The sequence below is a fragment of the Streptomyces sp. NBC_00988 genome (assembly GCF_045162645.1).
Classification (GTDB): Bacteria; Actinomycetota; Actinomycetes; order Streptomycetales; family Streptomycetaceae; genus Streptomyces.
The window spans coordinates 5,657,018-5,681,572 of sequence record NZ_CP108730.1 but is presented as its reverse complement, the minus strand read 5'-3'; the positions used below and the strand labels follow the sequence as shown (position 1 = coordinate 5,681,572).

23 protein-coding genes are annotated in these 24,555 nt (G+C 70.0%); 12 read left to right on the top strand and 11 right to left on the bottom strand.

The annotated features are described in order from the left end of the window. The first annotated feature begins 102 nt into the window (after positions 1-102). The 3 genes from OG496_RS25790 to OG496_RS25780 all read left to right on the top strand — a co-directional run bounded on the left by OG496_RS25790 (position 103) and on the right by OG496_RS25780 (position 3,665). A complete protein-coding gene (locus OG496_RS25790; protein WP_405972570.1) occupies positions 103-1,251 on the top strand; it encodes an acyl-CoA dehydrogenase family protein in 1,149 nt (382 codons plus the stop codon). Next, on the top strand, positions 1,251-2,300 hold the full coding sequence (locus OG496_RS25785) for a Zn-dependent alcohol dehydrogenase (RefSeq protein WP_366498877.1): 1,050 nt from the start codon (positions 1,251-1,253) through the stop codon (positions 2,298-2,300). The genes OG496_RS25790 and OG496_RS25785 overlap by 1 nt, the downstream gene beginning before the upstream one ends. Before the next feature lie 99 nt (positions 2,301-2,399). After that, positions 2,400-3,665, top strand: coding sequence for an MFS transporter (locus OG496_RS25780; RefSeq protein ID WP_405972569.1), 1,266 nt, complete (start codon positions 2,400-2,402; stop codon positions 3,663-3,665). Positions 3,666-3,714: 49 nt separating this feature from the next. On the opposite strand, the gene OG496_RS25775 is transcribed toward OG496_RS25780, so the two are convergent. Further along, on the bottom strand, positions 3,715-4,833 hold the full coding sequence (locus tag OG496_RS25775; protein ID WP_405972568.1) for a GlxA family transcriptional regulator: 1,119 nt from the start codon (positions 4,831-4,833) through the stop codon (positions 3,715-3,717). A 72-nt stretch (positions 4,834-4,905) separates the two neighbouring features. Here OG496_RS25775 and OG496_RS25770 point away from each other — a divergent pair, with 72 nt between their 5' ends. Continuing rightward, positions 4,906-6,255 carry an MFS transporter gene (locus tag OG496_RS25770; protein WP_366498874.1) on the top strand — a complete coding sequence of 450 codons (1,350 nt, stop codon included), beginning with the start codon at positions 4,906-4,908 and terminating at the stop codon, positions 6,253-6,255. Positions 6,256-6,258: 3 nt separating this feature from the next. On the opposite strand, the gene OG496_RS25765 is transcribed toward OG496_RS25770, so the two are convergent. The 3 genes from OG496_RS25765 to OG496_RS25755 form a co-directional block, all read right to left on the bottom strand. Next, positions 6,259-6,552: an SCO0607 family lipoprotein gene (locus tag OG496_RS25765; RefSeq protein ID WP_405972567.1), complete on the bottom strand. Its 294-nt coding sequence runs from the start codon at positions 6,550-6,552 to the stop codon at positions 6,259-6,261. A gap of 101 nt (positions 6,553-6,653) precedes the next feature. Continuing rightward, a complete protein-coding gene (locus OG496_RS25760) occupies positions 6,654-7,193 on the bottom strand; it encodes a VOC family protein (protein ID WP_405972566.1) in 540 nt (179 codons plus the stop codon). Between the two features lie 98 nt (positions 7,194-7,291). Continuing rightward, complete coding sequence (locus OG496_RS25755) at positions 7,292-7,897, bottom strand: flavin reductase family protein (protein ID WP_366498871.1); 606 nt, start codon at positions 7,895-7,897, stop codon at positions 7,292-7,294. 252 nt (positions 7,898-8,149) lie between these two features. Between OG496_RS25755 and OG496_RS25750 the strand changes: the two genes are divergently transcribed. Next, positions 8,150-8,743 (top strand): HAD family acid phosphatase, encoded by a 594-nt coding sequence (locus tag OG496_RS25750; protein WP_405972565.1) that lies wholly within the window; start codon positions 8,150-8,152, stop codon positions 8,741-8,743. Between the two features lie 31 nt (positions 8,744-8,774). Here the strand turns inward: OG496_RS25750 and OG496_RS25745 are convergent, their stop codons facing one another. From OG496_RS25745 to OG496_RS25720, 6 genes are all read right to left on the bottom strand, one after another. Next, positions 8,775-9,308 carry an SMI1/KNR4 family protein gene (locus OG496_RS25745; RefSeq protein WP_405972564.1) on the bottom strand — a complete coding sequence of 178 codons (534 nt, stop codon included), beginning with the start codon at positions 9,306-9,308 and terminating at the stop codon, positions 8,775-8,777. Between the two features lie 40 nt (positions 9,309-9,348). Continuing rightward, the gene (locus tag OG496_RS25740) at positions 9,349-9,840 is read right to left on the bottom strand and encodes a nucleotidyltransferase domain-containing protein (protein ID WP_405976706.1); all 492 of its coding nucleotides are present in this window, start codon (positions 9,838-9,840) and stop codon (positions 9,349-9,351) included. A gap of 67 nt (positions 9,841-9,907) precedes the next feature. Then, positions 9,908-10,699: an enoyl-CoA hydratase/isomerase family protein gene (locus OG496_RS25735; protein ID WP_405972563.1), complete on the bottom strand. Its 792-nt coding sequence runs from the start codon at positions 10,697-10,699 to the stop codon at positions 9,908-9,910. Continuing rightward, positions 10,696-12,921, bottom strand: coding sequence for an acetate--CoA ligase family protein (locus tag OG496_RS25730; protein WP_405972562.1), 2,226 nt, complete (start codon positions 12,919-12,921; stop codon positions 10,696-10,698). The genes OG496_RS25735 and OG496_RS25730 overlap by 4 nt, the downstream gene beginning before the upstream one ends. A 139-nt stretch (positions 12,922-13,060) precedes the next feature. Next, the gene (locus OG496_RS25725) at positions 13,061-14,293 is read right to left on the bottom strand and encodes a flavin-containing monooxygenase (protein ID WP_405972561.1); all 1,233 of its coding nucleotides are present in this window, start codon (positions 14,291-14,293) and stop codon (positions 13,061-13,063) included. A gap of 271 nt (positions 14,294-14,564) precedes the next feature. Continuing rightward, the gene (locus OG496_RS25720) at positions 14,565-16,178 is read right to left on the bottom strand and encodes a subtype B tannase (RefSeq protein ID WP_405972560.1); all 1,614 of its coding nucleotides are present in this window, start codon (positions 16,176-16,178) and stop codon (positions 14,565-14,567) included. Between the two features lie 231 nt (positions 16,179-16,409). Here OG496_RS25720 and OG496_RS25715 point away from each other — a divergent pair, with 231 nt between their 5' ends. The 7 genes from OG496_RS25715 to OG496_RS25685 all read left to right on the top strand — a co-directional run bounded on the left by OG496_RS25715 (position 16,410) and on the right by OG496_RS25685 (position 23,413). Next, complete coding sequence (locus OG496_RS25715; protein ID WP_405972559.1) at positions 16,410-16,859, top strand: DoxX family protein; 450 nt, start codon at positions 16,410-16,412, stop codon at positions 16,857-16,859. Beyond that, positions 16,859-17,311 (top strand): Zn-ribbon domain-containing OB-fold protein, encoded by a 453-nt coding sequence (locus OG496_RS25710; RefSeq protein WP_405972558.1) that lies wholly within the window; start codon positions 16,859-16,861, stop codon positions 17,309-17,311. Before OG496_RS25715 ends, OG496_RS25710 begins: the two co-directional genes overlap by 1 nt. A gap of 12 nt (positions 17,312-17,323) precedes the next feature. Continuing rightward, positions 17,324-17,929 (top strand): GNAT family N-acetyltransferase, encoded by a 606-nt coding sequence (locus OG496_RS25705; protein ID WP_405972557.1) that lies wholly within the window; start codon positions 17,324-17,326, stop codon positions 17,927-17,929. Further along, positions 17,929-18,804, top strand: coding sequence for a GNAT family N-acetyltransferase (locus OG496_RS25700; protein ID WP_405972556.1), 876 nt, complete (start codon positions 17,929-17,931; stop codon positions 18,802-18,804). Before OG496_RS25705 ends, OG496_RS25700 begins: the two co-directional genes overlap by 1 nt. Before the next feature lie 10 nt (positions 18,805-18,814). Next, positions 18,815-19,510 carry a pyridoxal 5'-phosphate synthase gene (locus OG496_RS25695; protein WP_405972555.1) on the top strand — a complete coding sequence of 232 codons (696 nt, stop codon included), beginning with the start codon at positions 18,815-18,817 and terminating at the stop codon, positions 19,508-19,510. Positions 19,511-20,778: 1,268 nt separating this feature from the next. Then, positions 20,779-22,134, top strand: coding sequence for a hypothetical protein (locus OG496_RS25690; RefSeq protein WP_405972554.1), 1,356 nt, complete (start codon positions 20,779-20,781; stop codon positions 22,132-22,134). Between the two features lie 100 nt (positions 22,135-22,234). Continuing rightward, positions 22,235-23,413: an acyltransferase family protein gene (locus OG496_RS25685; RefSeq protein ID WP_405972553.1), complete on the top strand. Its 1,179-nt coding sequence runs from the start codon at positions 22,235-22,237 to the stop codon at positions 23,411-23,413. Here OG496_RS25685 and OG496_RS25680 read toward each other — a convergent pair. Then, positions 23,311-24,483: a thiolase C-terminal domain-containing protein gene (locus tag OG496_RS25680; RefSeq protein ID WP_405972552.1), complete on the bottom strand. Its 1,173-nt coding sequence runs from the start codon at positions 24,481-24,483 to the stop codon at positions 23,311-23,313. The two genes, OG496_RS25685 and OG496_RS25680, sit on opposite strands and share 103 nt — an antisense overlap. Positions 24,484-24,555: the final 72 nt, after the last annotated feature.

The following is a 24,555-nucleotide window of genomic DNA, read 5'->3' as shown; positions in this document are numbered from 1 at the left end:
GCGGTTCGGTTGTGGGGCGAGTGCGGGTTGTTTGTGGCTGGTCGCGCAGTTCCCCGCGCCCCTTAAGTGACTGACCTGAACGGTGTTCTTAGGGAGCCCCCTGTGGAATTTGGATTCGCTGCCGAAGATGAAGTGTTTCGGGCTGAGGCTCGGGCTTGGCTTCTTGCGCATGCTGAGGCCGGTCAGGATCGGCGGGTGTGGGAGCGGACGCTCGGTAAGAATGGGTGGATAGGGCTGGGTTGGCCCGAGTCCGGGTACGGGAATCGCAGCGTCAGTCTTACTCAACAAGTCGCCTGGGCCGAGGAGTATGCGCGGTCGGATGCGCCGCCTCGGTCTGGGCATATTGGGGAGAATCTGCTGGCTCCTACGCTCATCGCGCATGGGACCGATGAGCAGAAGTCCCGTTTCCTGCCTGCTGTCGCTGCGGGGGACGAACTCTGGTGTCAGGGGTACAGCGAGCCGGGGGCTGGGTCTGATCTTGCCGGGGTGCGGACTGTTGCTGTGCGGGACGGTGGGGAATACCGGGTCACCGGGCAGAAGATCTGGACCTCACTCGCCCATGAGGCCGACTGGTGTTTTGTGTTGGCTCGGACCGAGGTGGGGTCGCGGCGGCATCGGGGATTGAGTTTTCTGCTGGTGCCGATGGACCAGCCGGGGTGCGTCGAGGTGCGGCCCATACGGCAGTTGACCGGGACCAGTGAGTTCAACGAGGTGTTTTTTGACGGGGCACGCGTGCGTGCCGAGCATCTTGTGGGCGGGGAGGGCCAGGGGTGGGCCGTTGCCATGAGCCTGCTCGGGTTCGAGCGGGGGGTGTCGACCCTGGCCCAACAGATCGGGTTCGCAAGTGAGTTGGGGCGGGTGGTGGAGGCCGCCGTTGCCTCGGGGGCCGTTGGCGATCCCGTCCTGCGCGATCGACTCGTGCGGCAGTGGGCCGAGTTGAAGGCCATGCGGTGGAACGCCCTGCGGACCCTGGGGCGGGCCGGCGACGCGGGGGCTCCCAGCGTGGCCAAGCTGTTGTGGGGCGGGTGGCATCAGCGGCTCGGGGAGTTGGCGATGCAGGTGCGGGGGGCCGCGGCGACGGTCGGGCCGGTGGACTGGACGCCGTCCCTGACGTACGAACTCGACCTGCTCCAGCACCTGTTCCTCTTTTCGCGGGCCGACACGATCTACGGCGGCTCGGACCAGGTTCAGCGCACGATCATCGCCGAGCGGGTGCTCGGTCTGCCCAGGGAACCCAAGGGGGTCGTCTGATGCGCGGTGTGGTCTTCGACGGCAAGCAGATCCAGGTCGTGGACGATCTGGAGGTCCGGGAACCGGGGCCCGGTGAGGTGCTGGTCGCCATCTCGGCGGCCGGGTTGTGCCACAGCGATCTGTCTGTGGTGGACGGGACCATACCTTTCCCCGTACCTGTGGTGCTGGGGCATGAGGGTGCCGGGGTGGTCGAGGCCGTGGGTGTGGGCGTCACCCATGTCGCGCCCGGGGACCATGTCGCCCTGTCCACGCTCGCCAACTGCGGTACGTGCGCCGAGTGCGACCGGGGGCGGCCGACCATGTGCCGGCAGGCCATCGGGCGGCCGGGGAAGCCGTTCACGCGGGGCGGGCAGCCGGTGTACCAGTTCGCTTCCAACTCCGCCTTCGCCGAACGGACCGTGGTGAAGGCCGTGCAGGCCGTGCGGATTCCGGAGGACATCCCCATGCCGTCCGCCGCGCTCATCGGGTGCGGGGTGTTGACCGGGGTCGGTGCTGTGCTCAATCGGGCGCGGGTCGGTCTCGGGGACAGTGTCGTCGTCATCGGGACGGGTGGCATTGGGCTCAATGTTCTTCAAGGGGCGCGGATCGCGGGGGCGTTGACGATCGTCGCCGTCGACGCGAACCCCGGGAAAGAGGGGGTGGCGCGGCAGTTCGGAGCCACGCACTTCCTCACGTCGACCGAGGGTGTGCGGGAGATTCTGCCGAACGGGGCCGATCACGCCTTTGAGTGCGTGGGGCGGGTGGAGTTGATACGGCAGGCCGTGGATCTGCTGGATCGGCATGGGCAGGCGGTGTTGCTCGGGGTGCCGCCGGCTACCGCCGAGGCGTCCTTCCTCGTCTCGTCCATGTATTTGGACAAGTCGATTCTCGGGTGCCGGTACGGGTCGTCCCGGCCGCAGCGGGACATCGCCCTGTACGCCCAGCTGTATCGCGAAGGGCGGTTGCTGCTCGACGAGTTGGTGACCGAGACGTATCCCGTCGAGGACTTCGAGAAGGCGGCGGAGGACGCGGAGGCGGGGCGGGTGGCGCGCGGGGTTCTCACGTTCTGACGGCGGCGCCGGGCGTGCTTGACGGTTGCATGGCTGGAGTTATCCACAGGCGGGGAAAATCCGTGGGGCGTTGTCGGTCCCGGCCCGTAGCGTTTTGGCATGACTTACCGCGATGTGGTCTCCCGCCAGGTCCTGACCTGGGCCTGCACCGCCATGGGCGCCCGGATGCCGGTGGCCATGGCGCCGCTGGCCCTGGTCTTCCTGGTGCGCGAGCGGCCGGGGGGTTACTCGCTGGGCGCGATACTCGCGGCGGCCTATGTCCTGGGGGAGATCGGCGGGGCGCCGGTGCTCGGGATGCGGTTGCGGCCGGAGCGGGCCCGGGTTCAGCTGGCCGTCGGGCTCGCGGTCGGGACGGTGGGGTTTCTGGGGCTCGGGGTGTTTCCGGGGGCGCATCCTGTCGTGCTCGCCGGGTTCGCGTTCGTCGCCGGGGGCGCGCCGGCCGCCGCCACCGGTGGACTGCGCACGCTGCTCAGCGAGTTGGTGCCGGCGCGGTCCGTGGCGCAGGCCTTGTCCGTCGAGTCGATACTCACGGCGGGCGTGTGGGCCGCGTCTCCGGCGGCGGTGGCCGGGCTGGCGCTCGGTGTCGCGCCGAGAGTTCCTTTGTTGCTCGCGGCCGGGTTGATGGCGTGGTCGGTCGCGGGGTTGTGGCTGCTGCCGGCCCGGTGGGGTGCGGGTGACGCGGACGGGGAGAGCGGCGGTGAGGGTGGGGCTGGTGCTCCGCTGCTTCGGGTGCTGGTCGGGGCCTGGCCGGTGTATGTCGTGGGCGCGGCCAGCCTTGCCCTGCTCGGGCTGTCGGAGCTTGTCCTCCCGGCTCTCCTCGAACAGCGCGGCATCGGCGTCGGCTGGTCGGGTCCGCTGCTGACCGGGATGGCGGTGGGGGGCGGGCTGGGCGCCTTCGTCTACGGCTTGCGCGGCTGGCCGGGGCTGTTGCGCACCCGGAGCGTGGTGCTGATGGCAGGCACCTCGGTGTGTGTGGCGCTGGCCGCGGTGATACCGGCCACGGTGGGGATCGCGGTCGCGTTGGTCATGGGCGGCATGCTTCAGTCGGGGGCGATGCTCACCCGGAATCTCTCGCTGCGTGAGGTGTTGCCGCCGGGTGCGTTGGCTGCGGGGTACTCCGTGATGTACGCGGCGTCGGGGGTGGGGTATGCGGCTACGGGGTCGTTGGCCGGTGCGTTGTTGAAGGTGGCTGCGCCGTCGACGGCGATTCTGGCGGGGGTGTGCCTGACCGTGGCGATGACTGGCGTGGGGTGGTGGGGAGAGGTACGGCGGGCGAGACGGGTCGAGTGTGCGGAGGGGAGTGGTGGGGGTGTCGTAGAACTAGGGGGTGTTGGGGCTGGGGCGGGTGCTGAGGGTGCCAAGTGAGCCGTAGTGCTTGGCCGGTTCGCGGGGCCAAGTGAGCCGTGGTGCCAGGTCAGTTGAGGGCGCCGATCGTGCCGTGGCGATCGGAGTCGGCGGTGGTGCGGTCGGGCTCGGAGCCGCCGTTGGACCCTGTCGCTGCCGTCGCTGCCGTTGATTCCGTTGCTCCCGTTCGGAAGGTGCGGCGGTAGCCGGTGGGGGTGACTCCGAGGGCCGTTTGGAGGTGCTGGCGCATGGACTGGGCCGTGCCGAAGCCGGCGTCCGTGGCGACCTGGTCCATGGAGAGGTCGGTGGATTCCAGGAGGTGGCGGGCTCGTTCGACGCGTTGCTGGGTGAGCCACTGGCCGGGGCTGATGCCGACCTCCTCGCGGAAGCGGCGGGTGAAGGTGCGGACGGACATCGCCTCCTGCTCGGCCATGTCCCGGAGCTGAATGGGTTCGTGGAGGCGGGCCAGGGCCCAGGTGCGGGCGGCGGTCGTGGTCGCCACCTGCGGGTCCGGGACCGGGCGGTGGATGTACTGGGCCTGGCCGCCGTCGCGGTGGGGCGGTACGACGGTGCGGCGGGCGACGTCGTTGGCGACCGCGGTGCCGTGGTCGCGGCGGACCATGTGCAGGCACAGGTCGATACCGGCGGCGACACCGGCGGAGGTGAGGACGTCGCCGTCGTCGATGAACAGGACGTCCGCGTCGACCTCGATCTGCGGGAACAGTTCCTGGAAGCGTTCGGCGTCGGCCCAGTGCGTGGTGGCGGGGCGGCCGTCGAGGAGACCGGCGGCGGCGAGGACGTAGACGCCGGTGCAGATGGAGGCGAGGCGGGTGCCGGGGCGGATGTGGGCGAGGGCGGCGGCGAGTTCGGGGGTGAGGACTCCCTTCTCGAAGACCGGGCCGAGTTCGTACGACGCCGGGACGATCACGGTGTCGGCGGTGGCGAGGGCCTCCGGGCCGTTCGCGACGTGGATGGCGAAGTCGGCGTCGGTGTCGACCGGGCCGGGCGGGCGGACCGAGCAGGTGACGACCTCGTACAGCAGCCGCCCCTCGGTGTCCCGGGGCCGGCCGAAGATGCGGTGCGGGATGCCCAGCTCGAAGGGGAGGAGGCCGTCGAGGGCGAGGACGACGACGCGGTGCGGGCGGAAGGCGGTGGTGGCGGGGTCTGAGGCTTCTGAGGCTGGGGTCATGGCCCGATTCTAGCGAATGCTGTCCTTCGGGCCAGTGGCTCGGGAGGGGTGGGATGCCGGAAGCTCATTGACGTGACGCAGACAACCGATGCCACGCCCGGTCCCGGCACCGCCGGGGAGCCCGGCCACGAGCCCAGTAGCCGCAGCCGTAGCGGTAGCCGTCGTACCCGCGTCAACCGCGCCTGGTTCGTCGCCGCCGTCACGTTCGTGACGATCATCGGTGCGGCGGCGTTCCGTTCGCTGCCCGGGCTGCTGATCGATCCGCTGCACCAGGAGTTCGGGTGGTCGCGCGGCACGATCGGGGCGGCGGCGTCCATCAACCTCGCGTTGTACGGGCTGACAGCCCCCTTCGCGGCGGCGCTGATGGACCGCTTCGGTATCCGGCGCGTGGTCGCGGTCGCGCTGACCGTGATCGCACTCGGGTCCGGGCTGACGGTGTGGATGACGGCGCCGTGGCAACTGCTGCTGTGCTGGGGCCTGTTGGTGGGTCTTGGCAGCGGTTCGATGGCGCTCGCGTTCGCGGCGACGGTCACCAACCGCTGGTTCACCGCACGCAAGGGCCTGGTCACCGGCATCCTGACGGCGGCCTCGGCGTCCGGCCAGCTGATCTTCCTGCCGCTGCTGTCCTGGATAGTCGAGGAGCACAGCTGGCGCCCGGCCGCTGTCACGGTGTCCCTCGCGGCCCTCGCGGTGGTGCCCTTCGTGTGGCTGCTGCTGCGGGACCATCCGGCGGACGTGGGCGTGAAGCCGTACGGGGCGACCGAGTTCGTGCCGAAGCCGGAACCGGTGACGGGGGCGGCCCGCCGGACGGTCACGGTCCTGTTCAAGGCGGTCCGCACGGGCCCGTTCTGGCTGCTGGCCGGCACCTTCGCGATCTGCGGCGCGTCCACGAACGGCCTGATCCAGACCCACTTCGTGCCCGCCGCCCACGACCACGGCATGCCCATCACGGCGGCGGCCTCGCTGCTCGCGGTGATCGGCGTCTTCGACGTGGTCGGCACGATCGCCTCCGGCTGGTTCACCGACCGCTTCGAACCCCGCCGCCTGCTCGCCGTCTACTACGCCCTGCGCGGCATCTCCCTCCTCTTCCTCCCCATGCTCCTGGCCCCCACGGTCCACCCGCCGATGCTCTTCTTCATCGTCTTCTACGGCCTCGACTGGGTCGCCACGGTCCCCCCGACCCTCGCCCTGTGCCGCGAGCAGTACGGCGAGGACAGCGCGATCGTCTTCGGCTGGGTCCTCGCCTCCCACCAGATCGGCGCGGCGCTCGTCGCCTTCCTGGGCGGGGTCGCCCGGGACGCGTTCGGGACGTACGACATGGTCTGGTACGTGTCGGGGGCGTTGTGCGCGGTGGCGGCACTGATGGCGCTGGTGATCCGGCGGCGGCCGGTCGTGGGGACGGTCGCGGTCGCGGTGGCGTGACGGCTACGGGGCGGAGGTGATGTTCCCCTTCTCGTCCACGGTGTGGGTCTGCCAGTACGTGTCCCACTTGTCGTCGACGTGCTGCGGCAGCTTCCCCTTCGGGTACCGCGCATAGCCGCTCGGCGGGGTGTCGCCGTTCTTCACGCAGGCGCCGCCCGCGGTGCTGCCCACGGCCAGGACCGGGTACTCGCCCCCGCCGCACATGGCGTCCGCCGTGGAGAACGAGCAGGCCGACAGCAGCCCGGCGGTGGATATCAGGACGGACGTGAGAACGGCGACTCGCGTGCGCTTGCTCATGGTTGGGGTCCCCCGGTCAGATGCTCGAATCGGTCTGGGAGCAAGGCTGCCGGAGGCGGGGTGGACCTTCATGAGTACGTGGGCTCAGATCGGCGTGCGGGTTACTCAGGAGCACTCGTCCGCACGGGCGCGCTGCTGCGCCCGCGACCCCGGCCGCTGAGTTCGGCGTCGAACGTCTCCTGGGCGACGCGCATGACCTCGGCGTACTCGGGTTGCCGTAGCCGCTCCCACATCTCGTCCTCGGGGACGTCCTCCACGTGGGCGACCACCCACCAGATGTTGCCGAAGGGGTCCTTGATCCGCCCGCCGCGCTGTCCGAAGGCGTCGTTCGCCAGGTGTGTGACGACGCGGCCGCCGGCGTCGACGGCCCGGGTGAACGCCTCGTCCGCGTCGGGCACGAACACGCGGAGCAGGCTCGGCATGACGGGCCAGTCCGGGGCCCGGTCGAAGGCCAGCACGACCGTGTCGCCGACCCGGATCTCACCGTGCCCGATCGCTCCGCCCTCGGTCACCACCCGCCCGAGTTCCGCCCCGCCGAACGCCGCGGCGACGAAGTCGAGGAAGGCTCCCGTGTCGTCGGTGACGACCCAGGGGGAGACGGTGGTGTAGCCCTCCGGGGCGGAGGTGGTGTGCTGGGGCATCGTCGGGTTCCCTTCGTCGCTGCCGGGTTTCGGGCGTGACGATAGGGGCGGGATAGGACAGGTCCTGTCCTAGTGACGGCCGGATGTCCTGGTGATGGTCAGAGGAAGCGGCCCTTGTGGAACAACAGGGGTGTTCCCTCACCCTCGTCGGCCCCCAGCCCGTCCACCCGTCCCACCACGATCAGGTGGTCGCCCCCGGTGTGCACCGCGTGGATCGTGCAGTCGATCCAGGCCGCGGCGTCGGCGAGGCGGGGGGAACCGGAGACGGGGGAGGCGTCGTAGGGGACGTCCGCGAACTTGTCCGTGCCGGGTACCGCGAAGCCGCGGCACAACTCGCCCTGGTGGGCGGCGAGTACGTTGACGCAGAAGACGCCGGCGCGGGCGATGCGCGGCCAGGTCGTCGACGTACGGCCGACCATGAAGACGACGAGGGGCGGGTCGAGGGAGAGGGCGGAGAAGGACTGGCAGGCGAAGCCGGCGGGACCCGGTTCGCCCTCGGCCGCGGGGGCGGTGATCACGGTGACGCCGGTCGCGAACGTGCCCAGTACGCGCCGGAATTGACCCTGGTCGACCGGTGCCCGCTCGTCGTCCGTGACACACCGAAGCTCCGGCCGCGGCAGCGCCTCGACAGGCTGCGCGGCCGGAGCGCTTGCGGCCGACCTGAGGTACCGGACGGCGGCCGCGGCCGCCCCTGCGTGTCCCATCACATCACCCATTGAAGCTGACGGATCATCAGATAGGAAGGGGTACGGGCCTGTTGGCATCCGGTATCGCGGACCGGCCCGAATCGGCTCTGTGCTGGGCCAATTCACAGACTGCCGGTCAGATCATGGGTGTTACGTCGCCCCATGGACCTCCCCGGGTCACCTCCCGCACGCCGACCCCCAGCAGTGTTGCGGAACGACCGCCACCACCACATCACCGGTGGCAGCCGTGACCTGAGGAGCACCCACACGATGAACCGTCTCACCGCACGCGGCGGAGCCGTGGCCGCCGTCGCCGGCCTCGCCCTGACGCTCGCCGCCGCCCTGCCCGCGCAGGCCGCCGACTCGACCGTGACCGAGTCCCAGTGGCTGACCGACGTCGCCGCCGTCACCGGCCCCGCGCAGACCTACATCGACTCCCGTGCCGCCGCGAACACCTCGGGCGCCAAGCAGGCGATCGTCCTCGACGTCGACAACACCTCGCTGGAGACCTACTTCGAGGGTGGCATCACCGTCCCCGCCACCCCGCCGGTCCTCGCCCTCGCCCAGGACGCGCACGCCAAGGGCATCAGCGTGTTCTTCGTCAGCGCCCGCAGCAATCTCTTCAACGCGGTCACCAAGTCCAACCTGACGACGGTCGGTTACACGGTCGACGGCCTCTACGCCCGCACGGTCGCCCAGCTCCTGACCGAGTCCATCGCCGACTTCAAGACCTCCCAGCGCAAGGCGATCGAGGCGAACGGCTACGACATCATCGCCGACATCGGCAACAACACGACCGACCTCTCGGGCGGCTACGCCGACACGACGTACAAACTCCCGGACTACGACGGCCTGTTGGACTGACCCGCACAACTGCCGGGGGCCCGCGCGGAGTTCAGCGAACCAGCTTCATGATGATGTCGTCGAAGTCGGGGAACTCCCGCGTGGCCTGCTCGATCACGACGGCCGCGGTCGCGCGACGGTGCGGTGCGAACTGTTCCGCGACGGCGGTCAGTTCACGGTGGGGACGGGGGATCCAGTCGGGTTCGGGCTCGTACGAGACGGCTGCTTCCCATGGGCCGAAACCATCGGCCAACACCCACAGGAAGGCGCCCAGGTCGCGGGCGACGATACCGGTCTCCCCCTCGGAGCCGAGGAAGACGACGGGTTGCTCAACCAGCGCGCGACCTGCGCGGACCAGCCAGAACGCGGCGTACCCACCGGTGCCGTCCTGCCCGAACACCCGGAAGCCGTCCCCGTCCACCTCACCGTTGCCGGTCCACGCCCGGAACCAGTCGGTCGTCTCACCGGCGGGCAAGAACGCTTCGAAGGGCTCGAAGTCGACACCGTCCTCACCGACGAGATCGAGCCGAACCGCCATGGCGGCGGCAAGCGGCGCGGGGAACTCGCGGTCGTCGTTCGGCATCACGCGAACAGATTAGCGACGCGACCGGGACGGCGAGCGTGCGTCAGAAGTGCGTGCCGATTCCGAAGACACGGCGGAGTTGTGCCATGTCGTGCCGGTCGCGTCCCGACGGCTCGTATCCCTGGTGGAAGTGGACCTGCTGCTCCGCGGACAGGCACGGGACCGGCGTCCCCTTGACCGTGCCCGTCACGAAGCACGAGGACGGGTAGGCGAAGGGGTGTTCCGGTTCGGGTGACGCCTGTGTCGCTGAGCCGTCGGCGGCGAAGACCAGGGGGTGCAGGTCGATCTCGCGCCCGTCCGGAGCCGTCACGACGAAGCGGACCGGCCGCCGGTCCAGGCTCTCCACGAAGCCCTCGACGGAGAGCACCGCCAGCACCGCGTCCTCCTGCTCCCGGCGGTGCATCAGGTCCAGGTCGCGATGGTCCCGGGTCTGCTCGCCGACCAGGGCGTCGACGCCCCAGCCGCCACCGATCCAGACGTCGGCCTCCGCGCGGCGCAGCAGCTCCAGGACGAACAACACCTCGTCGGCACTCATCACTTGAGGCACGTTAGAAGTGACCGCCCCGGACACGCGAACCGTTTAGCGAGGTAAAGCCAGAGGGTCACCGCCCCCGGTACTCCGGACTCCGCCGCTCCACGAAGCTCGCCACCCCCTCCCGCGCATCCTCCGTCGTCATGTTGATCTCCTGTGCCGCCGCCTCCGCCGCGAAGGCGGTCGTACGGTCGCTGTCCAGGGACGCGTTGACGAGCTGCTTGGTGAGGGCGAGGGCGCGGGTCGGGCCGGCGGCGAGGCGTTCCGCCCATTCCCGGGCTGTCTTCTCCAACTCCTCATCCGGTACGACCCTGTTGACCAGGCCGAGCCGTTCCGCGTCCGTCGCGCTCACCGCGTCGCCGAAGAACATCAGCTCCTTCGCGCGCTGTGGGCCGATCAAGCGGGGGAGCAGATACGCGCCGCCGCCGTCCGGGACCAGGCCGCGGCGTACGAAGACCTCGATGAACCTCGCCGATTCCGCGGCCAGTACGAGGTCGCAGGCCAGGGCCAGGTGGGCGCCGAGGCCGGCCGCCGTGCCGTTCACCGCCGCGATCACCGGTTTCTCGCAGTCCAGGACGGCGGCGATCAGGCGTTGCGCGCCCTGGCGGATCACCCGGGCGACGTCACCGGCCACCCGTTCGTCACCAGCTGAAGCTCCACCGCCCCGCAGGTCCGCGCCCGCGCAGAAGCCCCGGCCGGTGCCGGTGAGGACCACTGCCCGTACGGAGGGGTCCGCCGAGGCCTCTCCCAACAGGGTTATCAGGCGGTCCCGTTGGGGCGGGGTGATCGCGTTCAGGGCCTCGGGGCGGTTGAGCGTGACGTACGCGACCTGGCCGGAGACTGTGTACACGATCTCGGTCATCGGCACACCGCCAACGCGTCCAACGCCACCGCGCCCTGCCCCCTGGGCAGCACCATCAGCGGGTTGATGTCCAACTCCGAGAGCACATCGCCCAGTTCGAGGGCCATGCGCTGTACCCGGAGGATCACCTCGACCAGGGCGTCGAGGTCCGCCGGGGGGCGTCCCCGTACCCCGTCCAGCAACGGCCTCCCGCGCAACTCGCCGAGCATGTCGCGCGCCGCCTCCTCGCCGAACGGCGGCACCCGTACCGCCACGTCCCGCAGGACCTCCACCAGCACCCCGCCCAGCCCCACCGTCACCGTCGGGCCGAACAACTCGTCCTGGGTGACGCCCACGACCATCTCGACGCCCCGTTCGACCATCTGGCAGACGAGGACACCGTCGAGGGTCACGTCCTCGTAGCGGGCGATGTCCGTCAACTCGCGGTACGCGTCCCGGACTTGGCTCGCCGAGGTCAGGCCCACCTTCACCAGGCCCAGTTCCGTCTTGTGCGCTATCTGCGCGCCGGACGCCTTCATCACCACCGGGTAGCCCACCAGTCCCGCCGCCCGTACGGCCGCTGCCGCGCTGGTCACCAACTGCTCGCGGGGGACCCGGATCCCGTAGGCCCGCAGGAGTTGTTTCGCCGCGTGTTCGCTCAGCTGCTGGCCCGGGCGCATCAGGGCCTCGGCCTTGCGGAAGGAGGGGGAGACGGCGCGGGGGGCCTCGTCGAAGGGGGAGCGGTAGGCGTGGACGAAGCGGTGGTGGGAGAAGTAGGCGTGGAGGGCTGTGATGCAGTTGCCCACCGTGCGGAAGGTCGCCACCCGGGATGAGCCCAACAGCCGCTCGCGGTACGCCGGTTCGGTGCCCACCGGTGAGCCCCACACCACACACACCAGCTTGTCCGTCTCCTCCGCCGCGGCCACCAGGTCCTCCACGAGCTTGTCGCTCAGCGGCGGGAACGGGCCCGTGATGGGGCAGACCAGCACCCCTACCTCCGGGTCGTCCAGGATCGCGTCGATGATCTTCCGGCCGCGCCAGTCGCCCACCGGGTGACCGCCGTTGTCCACCGGGTTCGCCACACTCAGGTACGGCGGTATCCACTCGTGGAGTTCGGACTGTTTCGCGTCCGACAGCTGCGGCAGCCGCAGTCCCGCCTCGCTCGCCAGGTCGGCGAAGTGGGCGCCCGTGCCGCCGGAGATCGAGTACACGACCACCCCCTCGGCCACCGGGGCCTTCGCCCGCGCCAACAGGGCCGCCGTGTCCTGGAGTTCGTCCAGGCCGTCGACGCGGATCACGCCGTACTGGCGCATCGCCGCGTCCACCACCGTGTCCGCGCCGGTGAGTTTGCCGGTGTGGGAGGCGGCCGTACGGGCGCCAGTCTCCGTGCGGCCGACCTTCACCGCGACCACCGGGACCTTGCGGCGGGCGGCGCGGTCGGCGGCCAGGAGGAAGGAACGGCCGTCCTTGAGGCCCTCGACGTAGCAGGCGATGGCGCCCACTTCGGGGCGTTCGGCGAAGTAGGAGATGAAGTCGGCCGTCTCCAGGTCGGCTTCGTTGCCGGTGGGGGCCCAGTGGGAGAGGCGGATGCCGAGTTCCTGGAGGGCGAAGACCGGGCGGCCCTGGTGGCCGGACTGAGTGATGAGGGCTATCGCGGGGCCGTCCAGGTCCTCGCGGAAGTTCTCGAAGGCGTTGAGGTTGGTGTTCGGGCCGAGGAGGCGGAGGCCGGATCGGCCTACGGCGGCGGCTAGTTGGGCCTGCGCCAGCGCCCCCTCCTCGCCGGTCTCCGCGAAGCCCGACGCGAAGGCGACCGCGAACTTCACCTTCGCCTCGGCGAGTTGCTCGATCACGGGGAGCGGGTCGGCCACCAGCACCACGGCCAGGTCGACCTGTTCGGGGAGGTCGGCGATGGAGGGGAAGCAGGGGACGTCGAAGACCGTGGCACGGGTGGGGTGCACCGGGTGCAGGCGGGCCCCAACTCGGCCGGCCCAGGCCATGAGTTGGCGGGTGATGCCCGTGTTCGGGCGGCCCTCCGCGTCCGAGGCGCCGATCACGGCGACCGACTCGGGGCGGAAGAAACGGTCCAGGTCGGGAACGCCCGCGTACAACGGCCGCCCGCTGACGTCGAGATCGTCGACGTCCGCGGGCCTGCCGTGGACGGCGGGGCCGGGTTGCTCACCGCAGGCGATGACCCGGGCCCGGCGGGAGTCGGTGGTGAGGGTGCCGTGGGTTGATCCAAGCATCGGTCCGCCCCGCTCCTGTGTGACAGTCGTGACAGTCATGCCAGCGCAATTAACTGACGCAGTGTCAGATTAACGAACTGACAGTCCGTCAGGAACTGTCGTGCACGCAAAGAACGGACGGACACGGACGGACCCCGGGTCAGGACGCGGCCGGGACCCCCTTCGAGGCTGCCTTCGAGCCCTTCTTCGAGAGCTTCCTGGTCTCCTTGGCGACCGCCTTCGCGATCTTCTCCGCGTCGATGGCCAGTTCGCGGAGCATGCCGCTGATGGGGTTGGTGAAGCCGGTGAAGTACAGGCCGGGCGCGTCCTTCGGGGTGCGGGCGCCGTTCACGACCGGCTTGCCGCGGGCGTCCAACACACCGAGGTGGCCGACGAGTTGCTCCAGGGAGCGGACGTAACCCGTGGCCGCGATCACGACGTCCGGCCCGATGCGGTCGCCGCCGGCGAGGACCACCTTGCCGTCCTCGAAGCTCTCCACGGCCGGCACGATCTCGACCCGCCCCTTGCGCACGGCGTCGATCAGCCCGACGTCCTGCACCGGGATCGACCCCTCCTTGACCCGGCTGTACAGCCCGGTCTCGGGACGCGGCAGCCCCTGCGCCGACAGGTCCGGCACGCTGACCTTGGACACCGGCCCCGCGAGCCGGTCGACCAGACCGACCGGCAGCCGTCGTACGAGAACGCCTGTGTACTGGGCCGCCCAGCCCGCGGTCGAGCGGCGCAGGATGTGCGGGGCGGTGCGGACGGAGAGGCGGACGCGGGATGCTCCGCCGTCCACCAGGTCGACGGCGATCTCCGCGCCCGTGTTGCCGATGCCGACGACCAGGACGTCCTGGCCGGCGTAGGGCTGGGCGGCGCGGTAGTCGGCGGCGTGCAGGAGCCGGCCGGTGTAGGCGTCGCGGCCGGGCCAGTCGGGGATGCGGGGGGTGTGGTTGGTGCCGGTGGCGATGACGACCGCGCTGCCGGTCAGTTCGCGGCCGCCGGTGGCGTGCAGCAGCCAGCCGGTGCCGTCGGCCGAGCGCTCGACGCGGGAGACCTCGACGCCGGTGACGATCTCCAGCTCGTGGACCTCGGCGTACTTCTCCAGATAGCGCACCACGTCGTCCCGCGAGACCCAGCGGCCGAACCGGCGCGGGATGGTGAGCCCGGGCAGGCTCGACAGCCGCCGGGTGGTGTGCAGGTGGAGGCGGTCGTAGTGCCTCCGCCAGGACGCTCCGACCCGGTCCGACTTCTCCAGTACGACGGCACGGATGCCCTGCGCGCGCAGCGCGTACGCGGCGGCGAGACCGCCGGGGCCGCCGCCGATGACGTACACGGGGCGGTCTGCGTGGTTCTGCGCCGCGGGGTTCGGGGACGCTGTGGAGTCGGCCATGAGCGCGAGCGTAATCACATCCCACGTTGATGGGTCTCGGTCAAGCCCGGAATTGGTTGCGGATCGATCACGGGTGTGGAGGAGTGGGTGAGGTCGGTGGCGTAGGGCCTCTGGTTGTGGGATGTGGAGCCGTTGGTTGTGGAGTGCGGATGAAGGCGCCGCGGCCGGGAGAACACACGACGCCGAGCCCGCATCGTGCGCGGAGGGGCTCGGCGTCGTGCTGGCGGCGACCGGAATGTATGACGGGAAACCGGTACCGCGTCCTTGGTGTCTACTTGCCGCGCTTGGCCTTGTGGCCCGTCACCTGGGCGATCCACGTGATGAAGTCGCCCGGGTCGGTGTTGGCGCCGTGGCCCTCGTCCCAGTAGTAGATGTGGTTCACGTCGTCGCCCAGGTTGTCGAGACGGGCGGCGAGGTTGGCGGCGACCGTCAGCGCGGTGTCCGAGTCCTTGGTGCCGAGGCGGATCCACCAGTGCTTCGAACGGTTCGGGTTGACCTTCTCGACCAGGTGGTACATCGGGTTCATCAGGTCGAGCTTCGCGGGGACGTCGCTCGGAACCCGCTTGCTGCTCAGGCCTGTTGAGTCGTTCTTCGCGCCGTACGCCGTGAAGTGGCGGGCCAGGGTCGTGCCCGTGCCGAACTCGTTGTTCTCGCCGGCCGACAGGTCGAAGGCGTCGAAGGCGGGGGCGTCCTTCTTGCGGGCGCCGACGTGGGTGAGGAAGTCGGCCCAGGTGAAGGTGGCCTTGCCGCCGGACCAGGTGATGAAGGTGTTGGCCTTCAGGTAGGTCGCGCGGGCGGAGTCCGAGAGCGCTGCGAGGTACGTGGTCGCCGAGGGCTCCAGGTACTGCTCGACCATGTACGCGTCGAGGTTGCGGGCGTTCAGCGGACCGAAGCCGCCGAGGCCGCGCAGCTTCAGGCCGGCCTGGTACTCGGCGAACTGCGCCTGCAGCGCCTTGGAGACCGTCTGGTCGAGCGTCTTGCCGGTGCTCAGGTCGTTGGCGCCCCAGTTCCACTCGTAGGCGCCGTCGGCGTGCTCCAGGTCGGTGATCGGGCACCAGGCGCCGGTCGCGAAGATCGCGTCGGAGGCGTCGGCCGCGCCCAGCTCCTTCAGGTACTTGTCGTAGATCGGGCTGTCGCCGGACGCGCCCAGCAGGGACGACAGCGCGCCGCCCGCGCTGGTCCCCGCGGAGACGATGCGCTCGACGTCGCCGGGGATGCGCCCCTTGTTGGACCGCACGTACCGGACGGCCGCCTTGAGGTCGACGATCGCGGCCGGGGCGGTGCCGTAGTACGCGCCGCCGGAGTTCTTGAGGGTACGGCCGCGGGCGCCGGGCTCGATGACGACGTAGCCGGCGGCCAGCGCGAGGAGCTGGTTGCTGGAGGTGGCGCCGCCGGTGGCGTTGGTGTTGCCGTTGGCGCCGGGGGCGGAGGCGCTTGCGGAAGTGGAAGTGGAGGCCGAGGCTGAAGAGCTGGGGGCACCGCTCGGGGCCGCGCCGCCGCCCATCGCCGAACCGCCGCCGCCGACCTCGGTGGCGGTCGCCACGGAGGCGGGAAGGTAGCCGCCGATGGAGTTGGCGAGCAGGATCGGGGCGTTGCTCGCGTCGACCGCCTTGCCGTCGACCGACACCGGGGAGCTGACGATCAGGGACTGGTAGGTGGCGTCCACCGGGTCGGCGACGTACGTGATCGCCTTCCAGAAGTGGTAGACGACCGTGTGCTCCGTGCCTTCGGTGTCCGTGACGGTCTTCGTCAGCTTCGTGTAGGCGTCCGGGTCGAAGACCAGGGTGTCCGAGGAGGACGAGGACGACTTCGAGCCGCTCGACGCGTTCGCGCTGAGCGCGATGCCGCCGACCGCCGCGACACCGGCGGTCGCGCCGATGCCCATGACTACCGTCCTGCGCTTCACTGCCCTGTGCTTCACCGTGCTGCCTCTCGTCTTCCCGACCGCGTCTTCCTGACCGCTCCTTGGCCTTGCGCTTGCGAACGTAATCGGCGTTGAACAAAATCGTCAACAATCTGCGGGGATTCATGGCGGACCCACAGCGGCGCGGCCGGACCACAGGATTTTCATGGCTGCCTCTCGGCTTTCCTCAGCTTCTGACGTACCGTCAGATTCATGGATGCGATCTGGCTCAGCGGAGCGGACTGGCTCGCGGTCCTCCGCATAGGACTCGGGCTCTGGTGGCTGGAGTGCTGGCGGCACAAGGACAAGAAGGCCTGGTTCGAGCGCGGCACCGGCATCGCCTGGGCGGCCGACGTCGCCGCCAAACACCGCTGGACGGCGGTCCGTTCGGGCTTCGACGTGATGGTCGCGCCGCGCCCGCGCACGATGGCGTACGTCGTCGTCTACGCCGAGTTGGCGGTCGGCCTCGGCCTGGTCGTGGGCTTCCTCACCCCGGCCGCGCTCGTCGGGGGCCTGCTCCTCAACGTCCTCTACTTCACGCTCATGATCCACGACTGGGCGGAGCAGGGGCAGAACGCGATGATGGCGCTCATCTCGGTGGTGGCCCTGTTCGCGATGTCCTGGCAGGTGTGGTCGGTGGACGCGGCACTGGGGTGGTTCTGATGGGTGCGACGGGTGCTACGGGTGCGACGGGTGCCTCCCCGCGCTACGACCTCCCCGAGGCGGACGCGTTCACCCGCACCTACTGGGAGGCCGCGGCGCAGGGCCGCCTGCTCCTCCGCCGCTGCGCGGACTGCGGCCGGGCCCACCACTACCCCCGCGAGTTCTGCCCCCACTGCTGGAGCGACAACGTCACCTGGGAGCCCGCGAGCGGCCACGCCACCCTCTACACCTGGTCCGTCGTCCACCGGAACGACCTGCCGCCCTTCGGGGAACGGGTGCCGTACGTCGCAGCCGTCGTCGATCTCGCGGAGGGCCCGCGGATGATGACGGAAATGGTGCAGGCCGGGCCCGCCGAACTGCACGCGGGGATGGCGGTCGAGGTGGCGTTCCGGGACGGGGTGCCGGTGTTCAGCCCGGGGAAAAATGACGTATCCGGTGCGCGCGACGCTTGATTCAATGGCGCGATGGCCCACATACGCGAGCGGTCTCTGCAGCAGCCCCTCCCCGAGCTCTACGGTCACGGACTGCGGCTGCGCCCCTGGGATGCCGACGACGACACCGATGTGACGGACTGGCTGCGCGGGGTGTCCGACCCCGAGTTCCAGCGCTGGAACACCCCACTGCGGCCGATCACTGACCTCACCAGCGCCCGCAACTCGCTGCGCTCCCGCGCCGAGAACGCGGAGGACGGTGTCAGCGCGTCGTTCTGCGTCACGGACGCGGCCGGCGGTACGACGCTGGGGCACATCGGCGTCAACGACATCGACCACGTCATCCGCGTCGCCCGCGTCGGCTACTGGACCCTCCCCGAGGCCCGCGGCCGCAACGTCGCCACCCGCGCCCTCACCCTCGCCGCCCGCTGGGCCCTGACCGACCTGGGACTGCACCGGCTCGAACTGGGCCACGCCCTCGGCCACGACGCGTCCTGCCGTATCGCCGAGCACTGCGGGTTCCCGGCGGAGGGGACGCTGCGCGGGGCGATGTTCGAGGCGGGCCAACGGGACGCGTTCCGTGACGTCCACCTGCACGGCCGGCTGGCGACGGACCCGGAACCGGAGGTGAAGGTGTGATGGACCGCGACTGGGACATCACCGGGGACCTGGACCAATTCCTCACCCGGGCAGGGGAGTTCCTGCGTTCGCGCCCCGCCCTGCACACGGTTCACCTGACGGTGACGGCGGCGCTGCGCAGCCGAGGGCTGCGCATGTACGGCGAGGGCGAGCCGGTGTTCGGCGCACTGGAACGAGACGGCGAAGTGCGGGCCGCCTTCTTCCGCACACCTCCCGGCCGCCTGATGCTGACGCCCCTCGCCGCGGAGGAGGCCATCGAGCTGGTATCCCAATTGGCCTTGCGTGGCGACGAGTTGCCGGGAGTCATGGGTGAACTGGACACGGCATCGACGTTCGCGGAGGCCTGGGCAAGCCGAACGGGCGCCCTCTGTGAACTCCACGCACGCCAACGCCTCTACCGCCTGGGCGACTTGACGATCCCGCAACCCCCTCCACCGGGCCGCCCGAGAGTCGCGACGGCAAAGGACCGCGAACAACTCATGCGCTGGTACGTCGAGTTCGCCGAGGCGATCGGCGAGAGCGGCACCTCGCAGAACCCCGGCGAGTGGGCCGACTCCCGGATCGCGTACGGCGGGATCACGCTCTGGGAAACCCCGGACGGTACGCCGGTGTCCATGGCCGGGCTCACGCCGAAGGTGGCCGGCCAGGTCCGAGTGGCCCCCGTCTACACCCCGGCGGACCTCAGGGGCCGGGGCTACGCGGGCGCGGTGACAGCGGAGGTCAGCAGAATGGCAAGGGCGGCGGGCGCGGACGAGGTACTCCTGTTCACGGACCTGGCCAACCCCACGAGCAACGCCCTGTACCAGCGCATCGGCTACCGCCCGGTGGAGGACTTCGCGGGCTACGACTTCCACCCCGCCCCGGCCCCGAGGTGATACTCACCCCATGGGAACGGCACCGGGAACGGATCTCCACGAACTGCTGAAGTCACTACGGGTATGGGCCCCGGAGGTGACCAGGCTCCCACCCCTGGACCCGTCCGCGACCCCGGACACCCCTGTCCCCCTCTTCACCACCTGGTTCGCGGAGGCGGTGGCGGCGGGCGAGCTCGAACCGCACGTGATGTCGCTGGCGACGAGGGACGGGGATCCGGCGACAGAGGGCGGCGGCCTCCCCGACGTACGGATGGTGATGCTGCACGGCGCGGACGAGGAGGGCTGGTCCTTCGCGACCCACGCCACAAGCCGCAAAGGCCACCAACTGAAGGGCTTCGCCTACGCGGCTCTAGCCTTCTACTGGCCCCGCCTCGGCCGCCAGGTCCGCCTACGAGGCCCCGTCACCCCGGCGCCCCCGACCGAATCCCAGGCCGACCTGCACGCGCACTCGACGGGTGCGTTGGCGGCAGCGCTGACAGGCCACCAGAGCGAAGCCTTGTTGTCCTTGGGCGAGTTGGCACAGGCATCGGAAGCGGCCTGGGAACTGGCACAACGAGAACCGGAAACCCCTGCCCCGTCCTGGACCCTGTACCGCGTGTTCCCGGACGAGGTCGAGTTCTTCCAGGGCGATGCACTACGACGACACGTGCGCCTGAGCTATGTCCGGGCGGAGCGGGGCTGGACGAAGGGGTTGCTGTGGCCCTGAGCTGTGTACTGACCGTTGGGCCGCCCGCTTCTTGGTCAGTGTCGGGATTGCGTGAGTCGAGTAAAGGGCGCTCCCTGCGGTCGCGTCGGCTGCGCCGATTGCGCTGCGCTCCACCCTTGACTCAACTCACGCAATCCCGTTTGAGAAGCGAGCGGGCGGCCCCGAGGGATGGGTGGCCCAGGTACGGATCCCCTTGCCTGTACTGCGTTCCGGTCCGGTGTGTGGGGGTGCGCTCGCGTTTCGCCTGTATGCCGGGTGGGCTTGGCGGCTACCGGTCGGTGGGGGGCGCGCTGCCGTCCCGCCTGCACGCCGCCTCGGCTCAGCGGCCGACGGTGGGTGGGTGGTTGCGGGAAGCCGGGGGTAAATCTAACCACCGTCGCAGGCTTTTACCGGTTAGAGATGACCCCGGCTTCCGGAGAGGGCCGGGTCGGGGGCGAGGGCAGCGCGTTGGCGTCTCGCCTTCGTGCTGGGCTGGCTTGGCTGCTACCGGCCGGTGGTGTGTGCGGGGGCCCACCTCGACCCCACAAGCAACGGGTCATGGGCAACAGGCAGTCAGGTAGTAGTGGGTGATAGGCAGTTCTGGGCCACAGGCATAGGGGAAGGCTCCGGGCCGGTACTGGGTGGCGGCCGGGGTGGTGGCCCCTATCTGCCGATTACGCCTCTCCAGGGTACCCGGTTCGCAGCGCTGTGACAGTCGAAGCGGAAGTGTCACACTTCTCCGGCCCACCCGCCCCGGCCCCCCGTCGTGGCCCTGACGCCTCTGGAGGCTGGGGTCATTTCTAACCGGTAAAAGGTTGTGACGGTGGTTAGTTTTACCCCCGGCTTCTGGCGACCACCCACCCACCGTTGGCCGCTGAGCCGAGGCGGCATGCAGGCGAGACGGCAGCGCGCCCCTCGCACCCTCGCACCCCACCGACCGGTAGCCGCTAAGACCATCTGGTGTGCAGGCAAGACGGCAGCGCACCCCTCCACACCGGTCGGCAGCACGGTTCAGGCAAGGGGGTCCCTACCTGGCCACCCGTCTTTTCGGGCCGCTCGCTCGCTTCTGAAACGGGCTGGAGCGGCCCTAGTCAAGGGTGGAGCGCAGCGGAATCGCCGAAGGCGACGCGACCGCAGGGAGCGCCCTTTACTCGGGCCGCGGAAGCCCGACACTGGCCAAGAAGCGAGTGGCCCAACGTCCACTGGAAAGCGCCTTGATCTCAACTCCGTCGAATCGCAGGCAGGGAGTACGTTGATCTCCAGCTCATCGAAGGGGAGGCGGGGAGACTGTGAACGGGCGTCGTCCGTTGAAGCGCGCGGCCGGCGTCGGAGCAGCCGTAACCCTCCTGTTCGCGGCGGTCACATCCTGCGGCAGCGGGGCAACCGACAAGGCGCCCTCGATCACCGCGCCCGAGATGTTCTACCTGCGTCCCGTCGGCGACAAGTCCGGCCCTCATGGCAAGGACCCGTTCCACTTCTCCGTGGACGACGGCAAGGCGCACGCAGGTGGCAGGGGATCCGCCGATCACACCCTCACCGTGGACGTGTTGCCCGGTGCGAAGAACGCGGTCGCGCTGCGCAAAGGCGGGAACTGTACGGGCAGCCCCACGCATATGACGTGTGCGGTGCGTTCCGAGTACGACAGCAGGTCGGACGGAGGTGTCTCCCTGGTCGCGGCCAAGGGCAGCGAGCCGGGGGACGCGGGGGAAGTCCGGTACACGTACACGGACCGGAGCGGCAAGAAGGTCACGGCGCGGACGAAGGCCGTCGTAGGCGAACCGGTGGTCGAGGTGCTGACAACGAAGTCACTCGGCGGAGTTCGTCCCGGGGCCGAGCTGAGCCGGCCGATCGTCGTCCGGAACACCGGTGAGGTGCCGGTCAGGGGACTGGGGCTTCAAATCGGCCTTGAACAGATCGAGTTCGAGGAGCGGTACGCCAACTGCCGTTATCCGGGCTTCTACAAGGGCCACATCGCGGTCTGCGAGTTCCCGGATCTCCGCATCGCGCCCGGGCAGACCGTGACCGTCCAGCCCGCGCTCCGGCTCCGCGCGCCCAAGACGAAGATGTACGCCTCCTTCAACAGCGAGGCCCGGGCGCTGGACATGGGGCCGGCGTACGGAGGTGTCATGGCCGACGGGGACCACGGTGACGGTCCGGTCCTCCGTCCTGAAGCCACCGCCGCCAAGAAGGGCACCTACGCCAAGGGCGGCGGCTGGACGAACGTGGTGCTCGACACCCACGCCGACTACTCGGTCTCCGACGTGAACCTGTACGGCGCCCCCGGCACCAAGCGGACCTTCAAACTCGCCGTCCGCAACAACGGCCCCGCCGACGCCGGCGCCACGGAGCAGCTCGTGTTCAGCCCGCCGCTCGGCATGGAGATGGTGAAGCAGCCGATGGAGGAGTACGACGAAGACGCCTACGAGCCTTACTGCGAGCGCGGCGCCTACGCCTACACCTGTGGCATCAAGGCCCTGGAGCCCGGCAAGACCCAGACCTTCACGTTCACGATGCGCCTCGGCGACCCGGGCGAAGGCACCCTGACCCTCCAGGACAAGAAACCGGCCCAGGACTGGTACGTCGGCGACCGCGACCCGGACCCGGGCAACGACAAGGCCGTCATCACGGTCCACCCCGACCGTTGAACCGCTCGGCCGGACGCCGCGTACCACTCGCTGAGGGCGGCGTCGAAGGAAGGGCCGAGCGATTTCAGTCTCAGTGGATGTGAGAGCGAGCGCAGCACCCGTGCGTCGGCAGGTGCTGGGGCTGGACGGCCTCCGCGGGCTGGCGGCGCTGTACGTGGTGCTGTTCCACTGCTGGCTGTACACCTTCCCGGGGTACCCCAACAGTTCGGCGCCCCGAGTGCTGGACATGCTGATGTTCGGCCGCCTCGCCGTCGTCTTCTTCCTGGTCCTGTCCGGCTTCTCCCTCGCCATCTCCCCGGCCCGGCACGGCTGGCGGTCCGGCGGTGTCGCCCAGTTCCTGCGCCGACGCGCCTGGCGCATCCTGCCGCCGTACTGGGCGGCGCTGGCCATGAGCCTCGTCATCTCGCTGTTCGTGGTCCCGGCTTCGCACTACGGGCCGCCTGATGGGTCATCAATTCTCGTCTACGGCCTTGTCCTTCAGGACGTGTTCTTCGCCCCGACCCCGAACGGCGCGTTCTGGTCGATCGGAGTGGAGGCGGAGTTGTATCTCCTCTTCCCCCTCATCCTTCTTGTCCGGCGGCGGTTCAGCGCGGCCGCCGTGGTCGCCTGCGTGACGCTCCCGGTGATCGTCCGCGGGCTCATGGCCGCCGACGCGAACCCGGTCGAGGGCGACAACTGGCTCGCCCCGCATCTCGCCCCCGTGTTCGCCGCGGGAGTGGTGGGCGCGGGAATCGTCGTCGCGTCGGAGCGGGTCCGGCGCCTGCCGTGGGGGTGGTTCGCCGTCCTGGCCGCCCTGCCTGTGCTGGCTCTCGGCTTCATCCAGGGTTCCGTCTGGACGGTGCGCCACTACTTCTGGATCGATCTCGCCATCGCCCCCGCCATGACGATGCTGATCGCCGCGGTCGCCACCGGCCAACCCGCTTTTCTCGTACGACTGTTGACCACGCGACCCCTTCAGCGCCTCGGCGATGCCTCCTACAGCCTCTACCTGATCCACCTTCCGATCGTCCTGGTCGTCATCCGCCGAGTGGCCCCGCATTTCGTCGCGCCCGGGATGCCCACGTTCTGCTTCACGCTTCTCCTGGGACTGCCCGTCTCGGTGCTGGCGGCCTGGCTGTTCTCCCGGATCTTCGAACTGCCCTTCAAGCGGAACCGGTCCTGGAAGTCCCTGATGGCTCAGTCCCGCCCCAGCACCACCGTCCCCGAAGAGCAGAACCAGCCGCCCGTCCCGGAGGCGACTCCGAGTCGCGGCAAGTCGCCGTCCGCGCCCGTCACTTGACGAGCCCCACCCTCCCCCCGCAGCTGCCGCACCGCCTCCACCAGCAGGAACAGCCCCCGCATCCCGGGATGTTGGGCCGACAGCCCGCCCCCGTCCGTGTTCACCGGCAACTCCCCACCGGCCACCCGCAACCGCCCCTTCTCCACGAAGGCACCCCCCTCACCCTTCGCGCAGAAACCCAGATCCTCCAGCGTCACCAGCGTCATGTAGGTGAACGCGTCGTAGATCTCCGCGAAGTCGATCTCCGACGCCTCGACTCCCGCCCGCTCGAAGGCCAGTCGCCCGCTCACCGCCGCCGGTGACACCGTGAAGTCCGGCCACTCGGACATCGCGGCGTGCGAGACGTGCTCCCCGGTGCCGAGCACCCACACCGGTGCCGTACGGCAGTCCCGTACGTATTCCTCGGCGGCCAGCAGCACCGCCGCCCCGCCGTCCGACCGTATGCAGCAGTGCAGCTTGGTGAACGGGTCGGCGATCATCGGGCCGGCGAGCACGTCGTCCACGGTGATCGGGTCGCGGAACATCGCCTCGGGGTTGAGGGCGGCGTTCGCGCGGGCCTGTACCGCCACCTCCGCCAACTGCTCGATCGTCGTGCCGTATTCGAGCATGTGGCGGCGCGCGGCCATCGCGTACTTCGCGATCAGCGTGTGGCCGTAGGGGACTTCGAACTGGAGGGGGCCCCGCGCGCCGAAGGAGAGGTTGCCGGTGCGGCGGCCCGCCTTGATGTCGGCTCGGGCCGTCGAGCCGTAGACCAGGAGGACTGCGTTCGCGTGGCCCGCGGCGATCGCGTCCGCCGCGTGGGCCGCCATGACCTCCCAGGTCGATCCGCCCACGGAGGTGGAGTCGACCCACGTCGGGCGCAGGCCCAGGTATTCGGCCACCTCGACCGGGGCCAGCGTGCCCAGGCCCGCCGAGGCGAAGCCGTCCACCACCTCCCTGTTCAGGCCCGCGTCCGCCAGTGCGCGGCGGGCCGCCTGGGCGTGCAGGGCGTAGGGGGTCGTGTCGTCGACCCGTCCGCAGTCGGACAGGGCGACGCCCACCACGGCGACCTTGCGGCTCCTCACTGGCATGAGGGGCCTCCTCCCTCTGTGCATATCGTGCCCGGACTCCTAATATGACGGACCGTCAGATCTGGAGGGAAG